This is a genomic window from Vibrio splendidus 12E03 (assembly GCF_000272105.2).
Classification (GTDB): Bacteria; Pseudomonadota; Gammaproteobacteria; order Enterobacterales; family Vibrionaceae; genus Vibrio; species Vibrio splendidus_I.
Genome location: NZ_AJZD02000018.1, coordinates 1 through 20,325 on the forward strand (window position 1 = coordinate 1; position 20,325 = coordinate 20,325).

A 20,325-nucleotide genomic window follows, 5' to 3' on the forward strand; every position below is an offset into this window, starting at 1 on the left:
ATAGCGGTTTCCGACGTCTCGGAAAACCAAAGTAGTTCTCTCAAAGTTACTTTTAATAACGGCGCGAAATTCAGAAGCTTTAGAAAAACTTTTAAAAAACCACAAAAAAATTATTAAGTTAATATTTTTCAGACACTTAAAAATTACATTTTTCAATAACAACTGCAGACTTCAATTGATAAAAGATCCCAACCTGTTCAAAAAACAGACTAATAACCGTAGAAATGGGTCAACGTATAGAAATGATCGATCATCAAAGATCCTCTATGCGGACAGATTTAGTACATTGAGGTGGGCTATTTTCCGCGGTAGCAGGTGAAGTTAATTCAAGGTTGAGAACTAGAGTAGAGGGCTGGAGTTGAGAAGCGGCTAAGTAAAACTAAGTAGATAGCGAAGAAACAGAAAGGTAAAGGTCAGAAAGGAAAAAGCCCCTTTTCCTTTGAGAGAACCGGGGCTAGTTGGCGCGTCAGAGCCTGTGTGGAGATCATCGAGAAATGAACACATTTCCGACTTGCCGTTGCATTCTTACTGTAAAAATGGATAGCAGGTGAGAGATGAGAGAGCTAAACATTCAATAGTAAGTATGCTTGCCAGTTTCCCTTGCTGCATGGCTCACGTCTGAACACGAGCAGCAAGTTCAACCAATAACTATTGCAATAATGACATTGCAGAGTTAGGCAACTGTTTTGCTTGAGCAAGTATTGAAGTACCTGCTTGTTGCAGAATTTGTGATTTGGTCATTTGCGTCGTCTCTTTCGCAAAGTCCGTATCTTTGATTCGGCTGTTTGAAGCGTCTACGTTCTCTTGTACGTTTGCCAAGTTATTAATACTGTGGCTTAGACGGTTCTGTTTTGCACCCAAATCAGCACGCTGTGAATCCACGTACTTCATTGCAGAATCAATCACGCTGATTGCGTTCTGTGAACCCGCAACGCTGGTTAAGCTAACATCTTGAACAGAGGTTGCGCGGCCTTCACTCTTAATACCTAGCTCAGACGCTAGACCACCAGAGATAGACATTGGGCCGTCAAGGTCAGGTTCAGCAACGAACAGTTGAATGCGACCATCATCAGTAACCGATGCGTTCACAAGATCAGACTGACCATTAATGTAAGTCGCAAGCTCTTCGATATCATCGCCCGCTTTGGTATTGATATCTAAAACGATGTCTTCACCCGCTTTAGTTTTGAATTCGAACTTAAGATCGCGAGCTTGTGCAGGCACTTCCCAGCTCTTGTCTTTGCCGTTTTCAGAATCAAACGTTGTACCACCCATGCGGAAGTCATCGGCACGAATGCTCGTCAGAGCCATGATCATCGCTTCACCAGAGTTAGAACCAATCTGGAATGAAGCTTCACCGAATGAACCGTTCAGTAGACGACGACCACCAAACGATGTGGTTTCCGCGATACGGTTAAGCTCATCTTGAAGTGCCATTGACTCTTCGTTCAGTGCCGTACGCTCCGCCGGAGAGTTAGTGCCGTTTGATGATTGAATCGCTAGGTCACGCATACGTTGTAATACGTTGGTTGATTCGTTCATCGCGCCTTCAGCGGTTTGAGCAATTGAAATACCGTCATTGGCATTACGCATTGCTACATCAAGACCACGAGATTGAGCCGTTAAACGGTTCGAGATTTGCAGACCCGCTGCATCATCTTTTGCGCTGTTGATCTTGTGACCCGATGACAAACGCTCCATAGAAGTCGCTAAGTCATTAGATGCTTTATTCAGGTAACGCTGTGCTGTCATAGCAGATACGTTAGTGCTTACATTGATAGCCATTTTGCTCTCCTTATGAGTTCGCAAAGTTTCTGCGAAGCGGCCAGCTTTACTCTCATATGGATAAGCACTGACCGTGTATTACTCGATAAACCCTATACAAGGTTTAAGATCTGTATTAATCATTTATAACCAACACAGATACAAGTTGTATGCCAAGTTTAATATCATATAAATAATTTTTTAATTATCTAAAAATCAAAAGCTTACAAACAACGCTGCGCAATTATGATTTTCTACTATTAAAAGATGAAAAACATTCACCTTCCTTATTGCCGTTTTTTGCCGCTATTCTAGAAACATCATGCTTCGAACAAAAAAGCGGCAAATTGTGGCGTCATTCGCACGTATGGCATAGCACATACGGCAAGGAATCAACGCCATGGTGATCGACAAGCCACCATTAAATACCGATTTATCACTAAATATAGTTAAACAAGGTCAGGTCTTTGGTTTTGCCAAACGCTTGTTGAGAAGCTTGTAGTGCTCGAGAGTTTTCATTGAACTCAATGATCGCTTTCGAGTAATCCAAGTCTTCAAAGTTGCTTTTTGCTTTTGCTAAAGACAACTTAAAATCTTCATGTTGTTGCTCTTGAATATCCAAAGTACTCAAGCGTGCACCAACATCGGTTCTTGCCTTGGTCAAATGGATAAACGCAGCGTGGAACTCTTCAGTTACTTGGTGCAGTTTCGCTGTTGCTGATGCATCCGATACCGGGTTTTCAGCCTGCTCAGCAGCCTCTTTGAACGTATCAAAGATAGAGAAAGTCTCTCGTGGTTCTAAGGTGATCGAATCACCTTTAGTGATTTGGCCTTTGATTTGAATATTCAGCCCTTCATAAACAATACCTGTCGAAGGATCAAAATCTTCTGCGGCCACCACTGCGCCGTCTTTTTCAAGCTGATAAGCGAAATTACCCGTCTGCATGTCGACAAAAGTCACTTTATAAGTAGACCCATCTTCATCGCTGTTGGTCGCACGTCCAAGCAGCAACTCAGAGGCAGGTTCAAGCTCGTATTGAGGTTCGTAATCACCGAACGGATTGTCTATTTCCATAAACATCTTGCTACCCGGATCATTCATTGCCATTTCAAAGCTGCTTGCCACACGCATCTTGCGTTGGTAGTCATCACCTTGATATGTCACATTCCCTTCGTTATCTCGAAAGAAAGGCTGATTTTTCGGCTTAGTGCCTGCAAACGTGTAGTTACCCGACTCATCTTGAGAGTTGGCCAAGTGCAAGAAGTTATTCGCTAGCTCTTGGATCTCACGCTTTTTCGCTAAACGGTCTTCAGGGGAAAGCGCACCGTTGATCATTTCCATCACGGTTCGTTTTGCTTCATCAGCAAAGCCTTCTGTGTTAGAAACCAATACTTCATGATGCTCAAGACGGTTTCTGACTAGAGTAATCGCATCGACATACTGTTTAAGCTGTTCTGACTGCTGACCAATGTTCTGTAAATAGTGCGTCGCTAATGGGTCATCACTTGGCGACTGTAACTTCTTACCCGAAGCAAGTTGTGCTTGGTTGTGATGCACCTTGTTCTCTTGACGGCGCAAGTCGTTTTGTACTGACTGATAATTATGGAAGCTAGAGATACGATTCAACATTTATACCTTCCTATCTCAGAGCCAAAATAGTGTTAAACGTATCGTTGGCTGCTTGCATGATGCGTGAAGAAGCCATATACGCTTGCTGAAATTTCATCATGTTTGCCGCTTCTTCATCGAGGTTTACTCCCGAGATAGAAGCAATACGTTCTTGAGCCGACTGTTTCTCTAATGTCGCAATATCACTCAGGCGATTTGCCGTTGAAGACTTCAAGCCCGTATTAGTATTCAAGTTGTGGTAAAGGTCTAAAATCGTAGACTCACCATCATTCAACAGCTTTCCTGTTTGAAGATCTTGTAGCTTACGCAGGTTACCGTTGTCACCTTCTGATGGGACAAGGTTTGCCGTAAACTTATCATTTGCCACCGCACCGGGTGTAAGCTCAAACGTTGTACCGTTGATGGTCACTGGCCCTTGTGGCGGATACGGTTGAGGCTGCATTAAAATGTTACCCTTCGGATCCGTCACAGCAAACTGCTCACCTTTTGGTGAGACAATCACTTCAAACTCACGCAGTTGACCTGCTTCTAGGATTTTAAATCCCGCTGTACCCTTGGCAAACGTGGTCGATGCCTCATAACTTTGCGCAGCAATGTCTTTCGGGTCTTTGGTTTCCATATGAATCTGCGCAGCAAAATTACGCGTTGGACGCAGTAACAGTTTCTCTCCTAGTTCAGGAGGGTTACGTACTTCCACTCGCATGCCATCAAGATAAAAAGCACTACCGCTAGAGTCGGTCGCCATCTTAACGGTCTCACCGTTCGGCTTAGTCACGACATAATCACTGCCATCGTATTTCAGTCCATACTCACCGCCTTTTAAGGCAGAAGTATCATCAATGTATACCGCAACATCTGCTTTCGATTGCCCGCTAGCCGTGACACGAGATTTTGCCACCAGCTCTGAGTTCACGTCGGTAAACAAGTCCCTACCTACGTTGCCGTTAAGATCCAAACCTTGTTCTTGAAGACTATTGACCTCATATGAAAACGCGGTCGCCAAATGACCAAGCTCATCCATGATTGCTGGGATATGTTCGTCACGCATGTCTAGCATGGCGCCGATTTTTCCGTCGATATCACTGCTGGTGATCGGTTTTAAAGACTTACCTTCAACAATCGCTAGGCGGCGCTGATGTGCATCGGGTAAGCCATCAACCATCTTCAGCTGACTCGCTTCACTACCAGAGACCAAGGTATGGCCATTACCAATATGGACATTAAACCCTTCGGCATTTGAGCGTGGTGTCACCGTAACTTTGGTGTAACCAGAAAGCTCATTAATCAACTTTTCATGCTGATCTCGTAGGTCATTATGAGGCCCAGGAGTTCGCATCATTAAGCGCTGAACATCACGGATCTCGTACGCAAGTTGGTTAACTCGCTCGATACCCATATCTAATTTTTTATTCGTAGAATCAGACTGTTGACGCACCGTTTCATGGAATTCATTTAACGTCTTGCTGAGTAGTCCAGCCTTCTCTAGTACAACTTTTCGAGCACCGACATCATTCGGTGTATCGGCTAATGTTTTAACCGAATCAAACCATTCATTGAGGTTTTCTGGAATCTTCTTCGAAGCAACCGATGACAACATACTCGACAGCATATCGAGGTTAGCTTCGGTGTCGCCTTTATTGGCGGCATTGGTTGTCGATAAGTTAAGTTCGTTGACGGCAAATTGGTCCCAAGAGCGGCGAACATTTTCCACATGCACACCCATACCGTAGCTTTGGCCACCGTACTGACGAGGGTCATTCACACCTTGAATCACAGATTGGCGGCTATAGCCCTCTGTGTTGGCGTTAGAAATGTTATGACCTGTGGTGTTTAACTGTCTCTGAGCGGTAAGAACACTTTGTGCCCCTACATTCAGAAGATCCGACGCCATAATGCCCCCAAAAAACTTAACAAAATCAGGATAAACTGATTAACTACCAGTTTAAAAAGCAATATATGTGCCAATAGAGATAGCCGAGAGATAAAAGACAATAATTTATTGAAGTGTAAGGAGATAACGACAGACTTTGTAGCAAACATTGAGGTGATAGATAAGAAAAGAGCCTGCCAATGGCAAGCTCCCGAGTACATTCAATAACGCTAGTTCATCTCGTCAATCTTGGCTTTCACTCGCAAAACCTTGTCTGCATAGTTAGGGTCAGTTGCATAACCTGCTTGGTGAATACCTTTGATGAAACTCTCTGAGTTACCTTGATGCTGCAATGCCGTTTCGTATCTTGGGTTTTCGTTCAAGAACTTCACATAGTCGTTAAAGCTATCTTCAAAGTTTGAGTAAGAACGGAAAGAAGCCGACTCTTTAACGGCAGTTTTGCCATGGAACTCTAGAGTCTGCGTAGCAACCTTATCGCCCTTCCAACTTCTGTCTGCTTTGATGTTGAATAGGTTGTTACTGTTGCCCAGAGAGTTCTTAACCATTTTAGAACCCCAACCCGTTTCCAGGGCTGCTTGTGCCAACAGTAGAGACGAGTCCACACCAAGCGCACTTGCCGCTTTTTCAGCGTAAGGCTTCATTGAAGTCACAAACGATTCTGGAGAATCAAAGGATATTGGTTGTTTTACCGCTGACGCAGGTTGCACTTCAGATGCTCTATCTTCTGAGCGGCCTGAGTATTGCGGTCGTTGCAATGAAGTATCAAAACCTTCACTGCGAACCTTATCTTCTGTCGCGTCGCTTGCTTGACCAGCGCTTAACTGAGCTACAATCATGTCCGCAAGGCCTAATGAACCTGAAGCACTCAACTCACTCGCCATTTGGTCATCTTGCATCTGACGATAAAACTGCTCGTTCTGGCTGTTCAGCATATCCGACTTAAAGCTTGAGTTAGCATCGCGCATTGACTTAAACAACATCGATGTGAAAATCGATTCAAACTGTTTTGCCGCCGCGGTTAGTGCTTCTTTCTCGCTGCCTTCTTCACCGTTTACGGCTTGTTGACGAAGACGGTCTAAACTACCGATGTCGTGAATAAAGCCGATGTCATTGTTATTCTTAATCATGCTTTATTCCTTAGATAATGATCAATTGGCCTTCAATCGCACCCGCTTGTTTCAGTGCTTGAAGAATTGCCATTAAATCAGAAGGTGCAGCGCCCACTTCATTGACTGCGCGTACCAAATCGTCCAGCGTTAGGCCAGGTTCAAATTTGAACATCTTACCATCGCCTTCCGTGATTTCGATATCAGAATCAGGGACCACTACCGTTTGGCCACCAGAGAATGCATTCGGTTGGCTTACGTTTAGATTTTCTTTAATTGCAACCGTCATACCACCGTGGGTGACCGCCGCCGCTTTTAGGCGAACGTGCTTACCAACCACAATCGTACCTGTACGAGAGTTGACGATGATTTTTGCAGAGCCTTCAGCAGGGTCGAACTCGATGTTTTCGATAGCCGACAAGAATGCTACACGCTGGCTGATTTCACGCGGTGCACGAACTTTTACTGAAGTTGCGTCTACCGCTGAAGCCATTTGTGGGCCTAGGAAATTGTTAACCGCATCAGCCATACGCTGAGCCGTTGTGAAATCTGATTGGATTAGGTTGAAGGTGATGTAGTCACCACGACCGAATGGCGTTGGGATCTCTTGTTCAACCGTCGCACCGCTAGAGATGATACCAACGTTAGGGTTGTTACCGACAATCTTAGAACCGTCGTTACCTTGTGCACTAAAGCCACTTACCACCAAGTTACCCTGCGCTACGGCATACACTTGACCATCAAGACCTTTTAGGAAGGTTTGTAGCAGCGTGCCACCACGTAGGCTTTTTGCCGAACCGATAGAAGATACGGTTACGTCAACTTCCTGACCTTGCTTAGAGAAGGCTGGCAGTTCAGCAGTCACAATAACAGCCGCGACGTTTTTGGTTTTTGGCTTAGTGCCGGGCGGCAATTGGATGCCAAAATTTTGCAGCATTGCGTTAAATGTTTGATCGGTAAAGGGAGTTGTCTCACCAGTACCCGGCAAACCCGTGACCAAACCATAACCGACAAGTTGGTTACTACGAACACCCGCCACTTTTGCCACGTCTTTGATTCGCGCAGCATGGGCACTGGTGGCAAGAAATAGCATGCCGAATAGTACGAGTGTCAGTTTTTTCATTGAGTAACCTGTCTGTATTGCTTTAATTTATAATAGCTTAGCTAAATGTGGCTGAGTGATAGAGGCTGTCAGTATGTCGTCGTCCTATCAAGCTCTACAGAGATACATTAAAGAATCGTGCCAAGAATCCAGGCTCTTGCATATCTTTCTGCACGCCCGTGCCCGAGTACTGAATTCGTGCGTTAGAAACACGGTTTGAAGCGATGGTATTTTCAAAATCAATATCATCAGGACGGATGGTGCCGCTTAGGCGGATATACTCATCGCCTGTGTTCAGTGTCATCCACTTCTCACCACGAACCACTAGGTTGCCATTGGCTAATACTTCGATCACTTCTACGGTGATATAGCCGCTGATGCTGTTACTTTGGTTGGCTGATGCATCACCAGCGAAGGTATTGGTGTTGCTCAGATCGTAAGAGAAGTTGTACTTGTCGATCGTCAGCTCTTGACCACCAACAGCCAGCGGCTCCATCGATGCATCATTCGACTTAGACATGTCTGCGTTGGCTTTTTTGGTCGCTCGAGTATTCTCATCTAGCGCTACAGTGATGATGTCACCAATACCACGCGGTTTAGAGTCGTCATACATGCTGCCAATGTGGTTCACATTAAACAGTGAGCCCGTTGCCGCTGCGTAATGCTCTGGCTTCTGCTTGGGGTTGATTGGCGCCCATGCAGGGTCACCAGCAATTGGATCGGTTCGCCCACGAAGCGTGTCAATAATGCCAGAGCTCTCTTGTGCCGACTTATCACCTTCCACAGCATCAACCACTGTGGTTGCATTTTCTTCTGCCGGAGTCTCGATCGGGTCAAGAACAGCACACCCCGACATAGACATAAACAAAGCTAAACAAAAAATACGTTTCATGGCGATATACTCTCAGCAGGCAGTGGTAAATGGGTCAATTAGTAAAAACAGATCGATTAATTAAAAAAGTAAACGGCGAATAAACCAATTACAGCTGTTGGTTAACAAAGCTCATCATCTTGTCTACCGACGAGATAACTTTCGAATTCATTTCGTATACACGCTGAGCTTCAATCATGTTTACCAGCTCTTCGGTTACGTTTACGTTCGATGTTTCTAGCATCGATTGGCGGATGTTACCTAGGCCATCAAAACCCGGAACCCCCTCTTGTGGGTCGCCACTCGCGCCAGTTGGCAAGTAAAGGTTTTGACCTACTGGCTCTAGACCACCTGGGTTTACAAAGTCAGTAATGGTAATTTGACCAACCACGACGTTGTTTTGCTCGCCACGTAGACGAACCGATACTTCACCGTCGTTACCAACCGTTACCGAGATCGCGTCTTCAGGAATCACAATTTCTGGTTGTAGAGGATAACCTTGGCCCGACGTTACGATCGCGCCTTCACCGTTCAGTGTGAACTGACCATTGCGGCTGTAACCTGTTTCACCGTCTGGCATTTCAACTTGGAAGAAACCGTCGCCTTCAATCATCATGTCTAGGCTGTTAGATGTCGTTTGTGCGTTACCGTGAGTGTGCACTTTTTGAGTCGCGACGACCTTAGAACCGGCACCCAGCATCAAACCACTTGGCAGCTCAGTATTCTGAGACGATTGACCACCCGGTTGATTAATATTCTGGTAGAACAGATCTTCAAATACCGCGCGGCTCTTTTTAAAACCAATGGTCGAGGCGTTGGCAAGGTTGTTCGAAATCGTTGAGATATTGGTTTGTTGGGCGTCTAAACCCGTTTTACTTACCCATAATGCTGGATGCATAGCAATGTCCTTTAAATTCTATTAGCTCATACGAAGCAGTGAATCAGACGACTTGTCCATTTCCTCTGCTGTGCTCATCATTTTGACCTGCATTTCAAACTGACGTTGTAAGTCAATTAGGCTGGTCATTTCACCTACGGCATTTACGTTACTGCCTTCGATAGCACCTTTTAGCAACGTTACCGCTGCATCTGCTTCGTATGCCTGATCTGGGTTTTTCGAACGGAATAGACCATTCGTGTCTTTAAACAAGCTTTGGTTGTCTGGACGCACAAGCTTAATACGATCAACGACGGCTAATTCTTCAGCTGGAGCGCCTTGAGGAATCACCGAAATCGTACCGTCAGTACCAATTTCTACTTTACTGATTGGGATAGGAAGTGTGATTGGCGCATCGTTCTCACCTAGCACCAAATGGCCACTTGCATTAGTTAGCAGACCGTTTTGATCAACCTTAAGGTTACCGTTACGCGTTAAACCTTCGCGGCCGGTGTTATCCATCACTGAAATCCAGCCATCACCTTGAACGGTAACATCGAGATCTCGGCCAGTGGTAACCACACTACCTTGCGCAAAATTATGACCAGGACGCTCTGTCATGCTGAAAACACGAGTAGGCATGCCTTCACCATACGCTTGCATTGAACGTGCTTGTGCTAAATCAGCACGGAAACCCGTTGTACTCACGTTGGCAAGGTTGTTTGCACGTAGCTGCAAAGCCTGCATATTTTGCTTTGCGCCACTCATGGCAAGAAACAGTGCGCGATCCATAATTTTGCTCCAAAAAATCATCTTCTAGAGCTTATAAAGCAAACACTGTGCCAATATTTTTAACTGTTATTTATCAACAATTTAAATAGAAAACAAACAAAGAGGGGTGATCATTAAAGGATCATTGAGGAAGAATTGTTGCCAGTGGCATTACCGTGCGGCAATAAGGGCGGCAAATAAGAAGACAAACAACAATACCCAATTCAATAACATTGAATTGGGTATTCGCAGATGATTCAAACGCTCGAAACGATTAACGAATCTGAAGAATATTCTGTTGCAGTTGGTTGTGTACTTCTAGAGAACGCGAGTTCGCTTGGAAGTTACGTTGAGCAGAAATCAAATCAACCAGTTCTTGAGTCATATCGATGTTCGACTGCTCTAGCGAGCCGTTGTTGATGCTACCAAATGAACCTTTGTTCGATTCACCCCAGATCTTGTCACCAGAGTCGTTGGTAGAATCCCATTGAGTACCGCCTTTCTTATCCAGACCTTGCTCATTTGGTACACGAACCAAGCCTACACGGCCAAGCATCACGTTTTCACCATTTGAGTAAGTACCTAGAACACTGCCGTACTCATCGAAATCGATTTTTGTTAAGAAACCTGTTGTCGCGCCATCTTCATCAAACTTAGTCAATTCAAACGGAGCGGCAAACTGAGTTGAAGAATCTAAACCAAACTTAAGCACTTGAGTTGGATCAGCACCGTTCAAGTCAATAGGGTTCGCACCAGCACCCAGTGGTTCCGAGTTAATCGGCTGGCCATTGTTCAGGCTTGCTAACGTACCGTCATTGTTGAACTTCATTGTGTGACCAACATGACCTTGTGCATTCGTCGCATCACCACCAGTAATGTTGACCGGCTTTTCACCGTTCTCATCTGACATGGTGTAGTACGTTTGCCAAGTGTTTGGTTGAGTCTGATCTTTGAGGTAGTAAGTCGTTAACTTGTAAGACTGACCCATAGAATCGTATACCGTCGAAGACGTTGCACGGTTATAAGTATCAGCATCTTTGAAGTTAAATGCAGCCGGGTCTTTAAGATCACCGTTTGCAGGAAGGTTAACCCCTACTTCAATGTTTTCTGTCTGTTTTGGCTTACCAAACTCAGCTGGTATGTCGAGAGGCTTTGGCGCGTAAGAAAGAACTTCACCCGAGTTTGGATCAACATCGTAACCTAAAAGAAACTCATCGTTAGCGGTAACCATGTAGTTGTCTTTGTTTAGGTGAAATGCACCATTACGCGTTAATTCGTTAATCTCTGGCACCATGCGGTCTTTCGATACTGCAAAGAAACCTGTACCACTTACACGTAAGTCCATTGGGTTGTTCGTATAAATACTTGAACCTTCGTGGAACTGTTGCGCCACTTGGCTAGCTTGCGCACCGCCACCTGCCGTCGTTTTTGCGTTAGTGAACAACGAGCTTGAGTAAACATCACCGAACTCGGCACGAGACTCTTTAAAGCCAAATGTGTTCGCGTTCGCAATGTTGTTACTGGTTGTATTCAGGTCTAATTGTGCAGCGGATAGGCCGCTTAAAGCTACATATGACATTCCATTATTCTCCTAATCTATCTAGCTAGCATAGTCACTCAATAAAGAGCTACGCTTTACCAACTTCTAGTACTTCAGCAAGTCGTACTGGCGATGTGAAACCAGCCAGATTGAGTAGTACGTTGCCATCGCCCTTACCAAGAAGCACACTGTTCACGTTCGCATAACTGGAAACTTGGAACTCTGTGTTCTCGCCATCCAGCAAACCTGACGCTTTCACGTTGTATTTACCGGCCGGCAATGGGTTACCGTCTTCGTCTTTTCCGTCCCATTCAACGCGTGTATCACCAGATGGTTTAGAGCCGATATCAAATGTGCGAACCAATTGGCCAACTTCGTTCTCAACACGGACCATTACATTGTCCATTGCCTGAGGAAGCTTAACCATTGCCGCCATACCGCCATCACCGGGTTTTACACCTGCCGCACCAGGAACCAATACATCACGGCCAACCAAAGAGGATGCCTGAAGTGCTTGGTTAGAGGTCATTGATGAATTCAAGCTTTCAAACTGTGTATTCATTTTGCCAATGCCATCTACGGTCGCAAATGAAGCCATTTGCGCAATCATCTGGTCATTGCTAACCGGCTTGAAAGGGTCTTGTTGTGCTAGTTGCTTAGTCAACAAAGATAAGAAGTCTTCTTGTTTAAGATCCTGCTTACCTGTTGTTTCGTCGGGCTTCTTAGCGCCATCTTGAAGACTCTTCAGCTGGTCAACATAGGACAAGCCGCTTTGACCAACATTGTTGTTGATTCCAGCCATGTGCTACCTCCTTATCCTTATTGACCCATCTGCAGCGTACGCAGCAGCATTTGTTTACTCGAGTCAGCAACCTGTACGTTCGTTTGGTACGCACGTGATGCCGAAATCATGTTTGCCATCTCTTCCATAACGTTCACGTTAGGCTTGTAGATATAGCCTTCGTTGTTCGCTAATGGATGATCCGGGTTGTACTCCGCGCTCAGCGGTTTATCGCTTTCTACAATACCTAGTACTTTCACAGGCACAGTGTGGTCACTGTTGCGTGCTTTATTTAACTCAGCGCCGAACACTGCGTGGCGAGCCTTGTAAGTTTCTTCAGCAGAACTACTTACACTGTCCGCGTTTGCAAGGTTGCTCGAGGTCGTATTTAGACGAACAGATTCAGCACTCATCGCAGAACCAGTCACATTGAATACATTAAATAAGCTCATCTAATTATTCCCCTTTAATCGCTTTAGTTAAATTCTTGAACTTACTTCCTAGGAAGTCGAGAGAGGCTTGATGCCTAATTTGGTTTTGCATGAAAAGGTTTCTTTCCAAATCCAAATCAACCGTGTTGCCATCTCCTGTATCAGGTTGGGTAGGAATGCGATACTTCGTTTCCCCGTTCACCGTTGTTGAGGCAGAAATGTGCCGACCATCTGTACGGCTAAGACCAATGCTTGCCCCAGAACTTGCCGCTTGCAGTGATTTCTTAAAGTCTAATCCCTTTGCTTTATACCCAGGCGTGTTTGCTTGCGCGATATTGGTGGAAAGCACCTCAGCGTTACGCTCACGTACACCAACTGTGTGCTGGTGAATGCCCAAAGCATTGTCAAAAGAAATAGCCATGTAAACCTCAACTCAAGAACTGACTGTTATGAAATAACCAAAGCAATATATATACCAACTTTTAAAATAAGGCGGTCTATCAATACTTTTACAGGTTACTCGTGGGTAAACTTGCAATATACAAGCCAAAAAATAGAGTAAATTGGAATGTCACTCCGACTTAAAGATATAGCTTAAGCAGGAAAAAGAAAACCCAGCACTTGGCTGGGTTTTAAATTTAGATGGTAACCTTACACCTAATATCGGTGCCGCTCGTTACTTTAATTTGTAGATGATGCCTGGATTACAGCGAACCATTTCAAAACGATCGGTTAAGCCTGTTAACGATTCAGACGCACCCAACAGTAAGTAACCACCAGGGTTCAGGCTATTTGCCATCTGGTTAAGTACCTTTGATTTCATATCAGGTGAGAAGTAAATCAGCACGTTACGACAGAAAATAATGTCGAACTTGCCTAACAATGCATAGCTGTCCATCAGGTTCTGAGGGCGGAAGTTCACCATGCGCTTGACGTTATCTTTCACTTTCATACGGCCATCGCCCACATCTTCAAAGAAAGTACGACGGCGCTCTGGAGAAAGTCCACGTCCCAATGCAAGGTTGTCATAAGCGCCAGTACGGCACATATCCAACATACTTGCTGAGATGTCAGTTGCGGTAATCGATACATTTGGCAGCATACCTGGCTTACGAGCTTGAGTTTCAAGAATCGTCATTGCCATTGAGTATGCTTCTTGGCCTGAAGAGCTTGCCGCAGACCAAATCTTAATAGGACGTTTATTTGCCGCTATTTCCGGTAGAAGCTTATCCGCAAGCACAGCAAACGGGTAAGTATCACGGAACCAAAGTGTCTCGTTCGTCGTCATGGCATCGACAGCAGCCACACGCAGCTCACGGTTTCGACCTGTTACTACGTCTCTCAACAAATCAGACAACGAAGCTAACTTAAATTTCGTTACTAATGGGCTTAGACGACTGCGCACTAAATACTGCTTGCTGTCACCTAATACAATGCCACATTGAGATTCTAAGAAACGGCTGAAATCGCGATACTCTTGATCACTTATTGTTATAGCAGTCATTAATGTCTCTTTTAGTTAGTTAACGCAGCTTTTACCGCTGCACCAAGCTCATCCGGGTTGAATTTAGCGATGAAGGAGTTAGCTCCAACACGCTCAACCATGGCTTGGTTAAATACACCACTCAACGATGAGTGTAAAATTACGTATAAATCTTTAAGTTCGGCGTGACGACGAATCTCAGCAGTCAGCGTGTATCCATCCATTTCTGGCATTTCGATATCAGAAATCACCAATGAAATCTGATCGTAAATACTGCCTTCTGATGACATCTGCATCAGCTTCTCGTAGGCTTCTTTACCATCCTTCACCGAGATAACTTCAAAACCAATCGACTCAATAGCACGTTGAACCTGCTTACGAGCAACGGTCGAGTCATCAGCAATCAAGATGCGGCGAACCAGTTCTTTCTCTTGTTCTACTTTCGCAATATCTTCAGCAATCTTGCTGTCCATTGTTTCATCAACAGGAGAAATTTCTGCAAGGATCTTCTCAACATCAAGAATTTCGACCAATTCATTATCAATGTTGGTTACCGCTGTCAGGTAGTTAGCTCTACCTGCGCCATCTGGCGGCGGAAGAATCGATTCCCAGTGCATGTTAATAATGCGCTCTACTGAACTTACCAAGAAACCTTGAATGGTTCGGTTAAACTCAGAGATAACCACAAAACACTTTTCAACATCCGTTGTAGGACGGCCACCAATCGCTAAGCTCAAGTCGATCACAGAGATCGTTTGGCCACGAATGTGTGCTACACCTTTAACCAGTGGGTTCAAGTTTGGCATCTTTGTCAGCTTAGGGCATTGAAGCACTTCTTTTACTTTAAAGACATTAATGCCGTAACGCTGACGCCCCATTAGGCGAAAGGTTAGTAATTCTAATCGGTTTTGACCGACGAGTTGCGTACGCTGATTCACCGAATCAAGAATACCCGTCATGAGCTCATCTCCATATCAAACTTTTTTGTATAAAAAGTGTTAGTCTACTGTAGGCTACGAACCACCAGAGAAACGGAATGACGTATTATAAATCAAATTTGCCACCTCTTTCTATAGCAATGTGTAGAGCTACTTTTAAAACTGTCGCTAAGTTTATCGGCATTTTATCAATATTGTTTAGTTTTTTTGTGCAAGCTGCGACCCCAGAACAAATTGAGATGATTCAGTCTGCAGCGGAGCAACATATCCTTGATACGGTTGAGCAGCCACAAGGTGGCGAACTCTTTGTTAATTCAGCAAATGTTGACTCAAGAATCAAAGCGACAGACTGCCCAGTGCCTTTAGAGACCAGCGCTTCAACGACCACCAATACCCGCAGCAGTATTACGGTTTTAGTGCAATGTGTTCCTGATGAGTGGCGAGTTTATGTACCGGTGCGCCTTTCGATGTCGGTGCCCCTTGTCACCACCACTCGCTCACTCGCGAGAGGCGAAATCGTCGGCCAATACGATGTCACCACCGCTATGATTTCTCTTAACAAGTTTCGTCGCCAAGGTTTCACAGCTCCACATCAAGTCATCGGCGCTAAGGTAAAAAAGAACCTAAGACCGGGTGATGTTGTAGAAAGAGGTGATATCTGTGTCGTGTGCCGAAACGAGAAGGTTATCATACAGGCAGTAAAAGGTGGCATGACCATTACCACCAAAGGAACTGCGCTTACCGATGGCTCTATGGGTGATCAAGTAAGAGTGAAAAATGATAAATCACAGCGTATAATTGAAGGGATTGTTACCAGCATGTCTGAAGTCACGGTTTACTTTTAACTCTTTACTTCTAAATTGACGGTATCGTTAGCGATTTCAGCCTCAACTCTAACGCCAAATATAACGGCTGCGGTGTTTGGTCCCTTTTCGACTATTGAGCTAAAAATTGCTAAAGTATTCGAACCCTTGGTCGATATTGACTGTACAGGTTCCCATTTTTGAAGAAAAAGGCTTAACTATGGCAGGCATTGATAATATTCGTTCAGGGCAAACCCTAACGACCACTAACCGATCAGCAGTACGCTCTGATTCTAGTTCTGAGGCATCACGCTCTGATGTATCAACTAAATCACCAGCAAGCAAAGATGCGGTTTCACTGAGCCAACAAGGCAAAGCGATTGGTCAGCTCCACCAAGATATGGCAGCACAGCCAAGCTTTGATTCTGTGAAAGTAGCAGCGATCAAAGAAGCAATTGCGAACGGTTCATACACTGTCGATCCAGAAAAACTGGCAGACAACATGATCAAGTTCGAAGATGAATTAAAAGGCCTTTAAGCCAACACTCACTTTTGATTGAAGTGATTGTCTTAAAGCACACGAGGTTATAAATAGGTTTACGTTATGGCGGCACTAGCAGATTTAGTTAATTTCCAACTTCAAAATGCCAAAGCCTTATCTGAATTATTAAGTTCAGAGAAAACCGCTATTACGAGCCGACAATCAAACGATATTGAGCGAATCGCCAAAGAAAAAGTGGTCCTAGTTGAACAACTAAGATCAACCGATCAGCGAATCGCAGCCCATACCAATATCTCAGAACTGACCGAGAACCCTGAACTTGCTCAGTTAGTCACAAAAATCCAGTCTATAGTGCACGATTGCCAGCAAGCGAACCTTGTGAATGGCGAAGCCTTGAATCGAGCGCACCTTAGCTTCAAAAAACTCAGCAATATGATGCAGCAAAGCCACGGAAAAATTGGCATGACCTACAATGCCGGTGGTCAAACGCATACGATCTCTACGCTGGGAACCAACGTAAAAGCATAGTTAAACCCCCTCTATTCAATAACACCCTTAGTCACCTTCCTACTCGTATCTGTATCTGTATCTGTATCTGTATCTGTATCCCAGCCTATCCTTAACATGACATCCGTCAAAGCTCCCACTAGATCGGTAAATGCGCCGAACAAATCGACAGACACAAAAAAGCGGCAAGTATTTTCATACTTGCCGCTTATGATTCATATCAGTTATTGGTTGCCGATACGCTATCTGGAAAACGAGAGCAGCCAATATAACTGGATAATCCTATCGCTAGACGCCCGTTAGGCTAGAACAACGTTTGTTGTCTCTTTTCAGGTACAGGTTGAACTTCACCGTAATTACGTAGCTGTTCCATCTTACGGATATCAAGCTGAAGCTCAGTAACATAGCTATCGCCCACAGGGTAGCTGCGTACCACTTCTGCACCGCGGATTACGCCATCAACCGCACCAGAAGTTCGCTCTGTACCAAGGCGTTGATCTTCCAACTCTGCTCTACCACTCACTCGCATACCATAGACTTGCTCAGCAAGTTCACGATAGGCGTCGATCTTAGAAGCTCTCATCGCACGGATACGTCTTTCTTCATCGTTACGTCCTTTCTGCTCACTGATACTCGCGTAGCCAACGGCAACTAAGTAGTCGTCTGGCCTCATGTTTTGCAGTGGCTGACAGCCAACAAGCAGTAAAGCGGCAACAACAAATATTAACTTCTTCATCTCGAACTCCTAAGGGCGAAGAATAACAGTATAAGGCTGGCTGATCGTTGGGTCAGAACGAATGATAACGCCATCTTGAGTTCGAATACTGTTTAGAGTATCTAGGTCACGACCAATACGGTCTGCAGGCAAGAAGCCTTGTGCCGTCGCCACGACAATGCGAGTTTGCATGCCAACAACACGAGCATTGACTAACACACCACCTTCTTGGCGAAGCATAGTGCCTGTCAGTACGTACTGTACGTCTTGTTCTTGAGCTAAGTCTTTCCAATCGCGGCTTAACGCGAAGTCACCTTGGTGAGTCACTTGAATAGAACCTGTTGTTTTGAAATCAACAACCTTGAAGCCACGACGCTGAAACTGATGAATGAAACCTTCTGATACCGAGTTTCCTAGCCAGTTCGTTGTGTCCATGTGTTGCAGGTCAACAAACGACGTAATCGCTATCGGAGTTCTTGCTGAGATACTCGTATTCGAAATGATCAGATCTTCGGTCATACTTTCCACGAAGAAATCCATGGTATGACGAGGGCTATCCATCAACATAAACTGACTGCCTGAATATTCAGACTTGCCGTTATAGATTGGCGAATAAGCGCATGAGGTCAACAACATGACACTCATTACTACGAGCCATTTTTTCATTCTCTTATCTCCAGATAGGTTTAGTGCTCCCTGTTCCAATATGTTCTCACCATTATTCTTTTCAATGGATTACAATGTTGGAACAGTCTTTGCTTTTCATTAATGGTTCAGATTAAGAAAAACGCACTCAAGTCAGCTTCAAGCTTATAGTTATTTGTTAAGCAATATTTATACCCAACTGGTAACGAATAGATGAAAAAAATAATTTCTTACTTATTTTCAATAAGTTCACTGATAACCATAAGCTTCAGTGCTCATGCCTCTTGGTATGAAGTTACCGGTACCGCAGCCATCGTATCCTCAGAGGAAACGGCAAGGGTTCATGCTCTGGAAGACGCGGTATATAAAGCGATCCAGTTCTCAGGTGCTGATATTGGTAGTATCTCCAACCTCACGCCGTACCTCGACGCAAACAAGAAAGAGTTTCAATTTACCAATCATGAAGTGCGCTACATCTTGGTAGAGAAAGAGAAAAAACGCAGTGGCAATATAATGATCACCGCAAGGATCGATATCTATCCTTCGGCAAATGCTTGCCATGAGAGCCAATACAAGAAGACATTTTTAGTCGGCAACATTGATGTGACCTCCCCTCAGCAAGCTGTAATGGGCAGAATCTATAACATTGGTGATGATTTTGGCCATGTCGTGGACCGACAGCTGGCGCAAGAGTCTCGCAGCTTTGTTTCCGTTGGCACGACCAATTACGATATCGACAAGCGTCGACCAGAGGTGATCAAGATGATCGCCCAAGACACTGGCGCGCAGTACATCATTGGTGGCGACATTACCGATTTAACCGCGACCATCGAATCCAAGCTTTTGAAAGACGACATCATCAATCGTCAGTTTGCGTTAGAGATGCAAGTCTTCGATGGCAAAACAGGACATCAGGTTTACAACCGTAGCTATCGTGAAGTGGCAAAGTGGCCATTTGCTAAGACCAGTGAAGTGGACACCCGCAGTGCTCGTTTCTGGGCATCAACCTACGGCAGTATGATGCTGCGTGTTAGCCGCAATATTATGTTGGACTTGGAATCTGAAGTGTCATGTAAGATCACACTTCCAGAGGTGGCTGCAGTATTTGGTAACACGGTGACCATTGATTTAGGTCGAATGCATGGTGTTCAACAAGGTGACAAGCTGCAGCTATGGCACACCGGTTCGTTTATCGACCAACGCGGTTTACCACGTAATAAGGTATCTCAAAGCGATATCACGCTGACGGTTTCTCGCGTTTATGAAAACGAAGCAGAACTAACTATCGACCAACCAAGCCTTGCAGGAAGCATTCAAATTGGTGATGTGATGCAGAAAATCATGTAGTTAGCGACACGCCCGTCTCATAGTTTCTAATAAAGCCTTAGCACTTTTGTTAAGGCTTTATTTTTTTCATGGGTATTAGTTTCGGTTTTGCAGTATTTGGCGTAATCTTATTAATAACATAATCATCACTTAGCAAACTATGAGTCAGAATAATCTAATTGGTGCTACCGGTTACCGCTTTATCTCGAAAGGTAAAACCGCTTTTAAGATCCACATCCATACTCCCGAAGATACGGTGTTGCATCGGTCGGTCGGTTTTGTTCGTATGGGTGAAGACAAAGCACTGAAGAAAACCATTAAATTAAGAGATGAACTAGGCAGACAGCTTTGGGGTAAGTTTTGGCCCAAAGTCCTCAAAGAGCCCTACCTGATGACGCGTCTACCTCATAGTCTAGAACCCAAAATTGTATTTAAGCCAAATCCAACTCAGAGTGATCCTGAACACCGCGACGAGTGTTACATCGCTAAGTGGCGTGTATTCTCAGAAAACGGCGACTACAAATACAAAACCAAGGTGTGCTCCATTAGAAAGCACGGCAGACTTGCCGCTTATAGCCAAACCAAACGCGCTCTGCTTGATGCCCACAAAGATGTGATTGATCTGCTTGTCTTTATGGGACG

Annotated in this window: 21 protein-coding genes; 5 read left to right on the forward strand and 16 right to left on the reverse strand. The window is 44.7% G+C overall.

The features are described from left to right. Window positions 1–648 precede the first annotated feature (648 nt). The 14 genes from A142_RS02070 to A142_RS02135 all read right to left on the reverse strand — a co-directional run bounded on the left by A142_RS02070 (window position 649) and on the right by A142_RS02135 (window position 15,206). Entirely contained in the window at window positions 649–1,785 is a 1,137-nt protein-coding gene (locus A142_RS02070; protein ID WP_019825269.1) for a flagellin, read from the reverse strand. A 418-nt stretch (window positions 1,786–2,203) separates the two neighbouring features. Continuing rightward, window positions 2,204–3,394, reverse strand: a complete 1,191-nt coding sequence (gene flgL, locus A142_RS02075) for a flagellar hook-associated protein FlgL (protein WP_017064129.1) — start codon at window positions 3,392–3,394, stop codon at window positions 2,204–2,206. Window positions 3,395–3,404: 10 nt separating this feature from the next. Next, a complete protein-coding gene (gene flgK / locus A142_RS02080; protein ID WP_019825271.1) occupies window positions 3,405–5,285 on the reverse strand; it encodes a flagellar hook-associated protein FlgK in 1,881 nt (626 codons plus the stop codon). Between the two features lie 209 nt (window positions 5,286–5,494). Then, entirely contained in the window at window positions 5,495–6,412 is a 918-nt protein-coding gene (flgJ, locus tag A142_RS02085; protein WP_019825273.1) for a flagellar assembly peptidoglycan hydrolase FlgJ, read from the reverse strand. 10 nt (window positions 6,413–6,422) lie between these two features. After that, a complete protein-coding gene (locus A142_RS02090; protein WP_017062257.1) occupies window positions 6,423–7,514 on the reverse strand; it encodes a flagellar basal body P-ring protein FlgI in 1,092 nt (363 codons plus the stop codon). A gap of 94 nt (window positions 7,515–7,608) precedes the next feature. Continuing rightward, window positions 7,609–8,385 carry a flagellar basal body L-ring protein FlgH gene (flgH, locus tag A142_RS02095; RefSeq protein WP_017064132.1) on the reverse strand — a complete coding sequence of 259 codons (777 nt, stop codon included), beginning with the start codon at window positions 8,383–8,385 and terminating at the stop codon, window positions 7,609–7,611. 88 nt (window positions 8,386–8,473) lie between these two features. After that, a complete protein-coding gene (gene flgG, locus A142_RS02100; protein WP_017062259.1) occupies window positions 8,474–9,262 on the reverse strand; it encodes a flagellar basal-body rod protein FlgG in 789 nt (262 codons plus the stop codon). Window positions 9,263–9,283: 21 nt separating this feature from the next. Next, the gene (locus A142_RS02105) at window positions 9,284–10,033 is read right to left on the reverse strand and encodes a flagellar basal body rod protein FlgF (RefSeq protein ID WP_019825277.1); all 750 of its coding nucleotides are present in this window, start codon (window positions 10,031–10,033) and stop codon (window positions 9,284–9,286) included. A 253-nt stretch (window positions 10,034–10,286) separates the two neighbouring features. After that, complete coding sequence (gene flgE, locus A142_RS02110) at window positions 10,287–11,591, reverse strand: flagellar hook protein FlgE (protein ID WP_017062260.1); 1,305 nt, start codon at window positions 11,589–11,591, stop codon at window positions 10,287–10,289. 49 nt (window positions 11,592–11,640) lie between these two features. Continuing rightward, window positions 11,641–12,354 (reverse strand): flagellar hook assembly protein FlgD, encoded by a 714-nt coding sequence (flgD, locus tag A142_RS02115; RefSeq protein WP_010439286.1) that lies wholly within the window; start codon window positions 12,352–12,354, stop codon window positions 11,641–11,643. 17 nt (window positions 12,355–12,371) lie between these two features. Further along, window positions 12,372–12,785 (reverse strand): flagellar basal body rod protein FlgC, encoded by a 414-nt coding sequence (gene flgC, locus A142_RS02120; RefSeq protein ID WP_019825280.1) that lies wholly within the window; start codon window positions 12,783–12,785, stop codon window positions 12,372–12,374. Between the two features lie 4 nt (window positions 12,786–12,789). Next, complete coding sequence (gene flgB, locus A142_RS02125; protein WP_004736175.1) at window positions 12,790–13,185, reverse strand: flagellar basal body rod protein FlgB; 396 nt, start codon at window positions 13,183–13,185, stop codon at window positions 12,790–12,792. Between the two features lie 255 nt (window positions 13,186–13,440). Then, window positions 13,441–14,268 (reverse strand): protein-glutamate O-methyltransferase, encoded by an 828-nt coding sequence (locus tag A142_RS02130; protein WP_019825283.1) that lies wholly within the window; start codon window positions 14,266–14,268, stop codon window positions 13,441–13,443. A gap of 11 nt (window positions 14,269–14,279) precedes the next feature. Then, the gene (locus tag A142_RS02135) at window positions 14,280–15,206 is read right to left on the reverse strand and encodes a chemotaxis protein CheV (RefSeq protein WP_019825285.1); all 927 of its coding nucleotides are present in this window, start codon (window positions 15,204–15,206) and stop codon (window positions 14,280–14,282) included. Between the two features lie 77 nt (window positions 15,207–15,283). On the opposite strand from A142_RS02135, the gene flgA reads away from it, so the two are divergent. From flgA to A142_RS02150, 3 genes are all read left to right on the forward strand, one after another. Beyond that, a complete protein-coding gene (gene flgA / locus A142_RS02140; protein ID WP_019825287.1) occupies window positions 15,284–16,030 on the forward strand; it encodes a flagellar basal body P-ring formation chaperone FlgA in 747 nt (248 codons plus the stop codon). Window positions 16,031–16,208: 178 nt separating this feature from the next. Continuing rightward, window positions 16,209–16,526, forward strand: coding sequence for a flagellar biosynthesis anti-sigma factor FlgM (gene flgM, locus A142_RS02145; protein ID WP_017062263.1), 318 nt, complete (start codon window positions 16,209–16,211; stop codon window positions 16,524–16,526). A gap of 66 nt (window positions 16,527–16,592) precedes the next feature. Continuing rightward, window positions 16,593–17,018: a flagella synthesis protein FlgN gene (locus tag A142_RS02150; RefSeq protein WP_017064136.1), complete on the forward strand. Its 426-nt coding sequence runs from the start codon at window positions 16,593–16,595 to the stop codon at window positions 17,016–17,018. A 283-nt stretch (window positions 17,019–17,301) separates the two neighbouring features. Here A142_RS02150 and flgP read toward each other — a convergent pair whose 3' ends face one another. Together flgP and A142_RS02160 are read right to left on the reverse strand one after the other, a co-directional pair. Then, window positions 17,302–17,733 carry a flagellar assembly lipoprotein FlgP gene (flgP, locus tag A142_RS02155; protein ID WP_017062265.1) on the reverse strand — a complete coding sequence of 144 codons (432 nt, stop codon included), beginning with the start codon at window positions 17,731–17,733 and terminating at the stop codon, window positions 17,302–17,304. Between the two features lie 9 nt (window positions 17,734–17,742). Next, window positions 17,743–18,378, reverse strand: a complete 636-nt coding sequence (locus A142_RS02160; RefSeq protein WP_017064137.1) for a FlgO family outer membrane protein — start codon at window positions 18,376–18,378, stop codon at window positions 17,743–17,745. A 192-nt stretch (window positions 18,379–18,570) separates the two neighbouring features. On the opposite strand from A142_RS02160, the gene A142_RS02165 reads away from it, so the two are divergent. Both A142_RS02165 and A142_RS02170 read left to right on the forward strand, forming a co-directional pair. Beyond that, entirely contained in the window at window positions 18,571–19,704 is a 1,134-nt protein-coding gene (locus A142_RS02165; protein WP_017064138.1) for a flagellar assembly protein FlgT, read from the forward strand. A gap of 139 nt (window positions 19,705–19,843) precedes the next feature. Further along, a partial coding sequence (locus A142_RS02170; RefSeq protein ID WP_032545564.1) for a hypothetical protein occupies window positions 19,844–20,325 on the forward strand: 482 nt, incomplete at its 3' end.

Coding starts and splice junctions, on each gene's coding strand:
- A142_RS02070 (WP_019825269.1), bottom strand. CDS start 1,785: ATGGCTATCAATGTAAGCACTAACGTATCTGCTATGACAGCACAGCGT.
- flgL (WP_017064129.1), bottom strand. CDS start 3,394: ATGTTGAATCGTATCTCTAGCTTCCATAATTATCAGTCAGTACAAAAC.
- flgK (WP_019825271.1), bottom strand. CDS start 5,285: ATGGCGTCGGATCTTCTGAATGTAGGGGCACAAAGTGTTCTTACCGCT.
- flgJ (WP_019825273.1), bottom strand. CDS start 6,412: ATGATTAAGAATAACAATGACATCGGCTTTATTCACGACATCGGTAGT.
- A142_RS02090 (WP_017062257.1), bottom strand. CDS start 7,514: ATGAAAAAACTGACACTCGTACTATTCGGCATGCTATTTCTTGCCACC.
- flgH (WP_017064132.1), bottom strand. CDS start 8,385: ATGAAACGTATTTTTTGTTTAGCTTTGTTTATGTCTATGTCGGGGTGT.
- flgG (WP_017062259.1), bottom strand. CDS start 9,262: ATGCATCCAGCATTATGGGTAAGTAAAACGGGTTTAGACGCCCAACAA.
- A142_RS02105 (WP_019825277.1), bottom strand. CDS start 10,033: ATGGATCGCGCACTGTTTCTTGCCATGAGTGGCGCAAAGCAAAATATG.
- flgE (WP_017062260.1), bottom strand. CDS start 11,591: ATGTCATATGTAGCTTTAAGCGGCCTATCCGCTGCACAATTAGACCTG.
- flgD (WP_010439286.1), bottom strand. CDS start 12,354: ATGGCTGGAATCAACAACAATGTTGGTCAAAGCGGCTTGTCCTATGTT.
- flgC (WP_019825280.1), bottom strand. CDS start 12,785: ATGAGCTTATTTAATGTATTCAATGTGACTGGTTCTGCGATGAGTGCT.
- flgB (WP_004736175.1), bottom strand. CDS start 13,185: ATGGCTATTTCTTTTGACAATGCTTTGGGCATTCACCAGCACACAGTT.
- A142_RS02130 (WP_019825283.1), bottom strand. CDS start 14,268: ATGACTGCTATAACAATAAGTGATCAAGAGTATCGCGATTTCAGCCGT.
- A142_RS02135 (WP_019825285.1), bottom strand. CDS start 15,206: ATGACGGGTATTCTTGATTCGGTGAATCAGCGTACGCAACTCGTCGGT.
- flgA (WP_019825287.1), top strand. CDS start 15,284: ATGACGTATTATAAATCAAATTTGCCACCTCTTTCTATAGCAATGTGT.
- flgM (WP_017062263.1), top strand. CDS start 16,209: ATGGCAGGCATTGATAATATTCGTTCAGGGCAAACCCTAACGACCACT.
- A142_RS02150 (WP_017064136.1), top strand. CDS start 16,593: ATGGCGGCACTAGCAGATTTAGTTAATTTCCAACTTCAAAATGCCAAA.
- flgP (WP_017062265.1), bottom strand. CDS start 17,733: ATGAAGAAGTTAATATTTGTTGTTGCCGCTTTACTGCTTGTTGGCTGT.
- A142_RS02160 (WP_017064137.1), bottom strand. CDS start 18,378: ATGAAAAAATGGCTCGTAGTAATGAGTGTCATGTTGTTGACCTCATGC.
- A142_RS02165 (WP_017064138.1), top strand. CDS start 18,571: ATGAAAAAAATAATTTCTTACTTATTTTCAATAAGTTCACTGATAACC.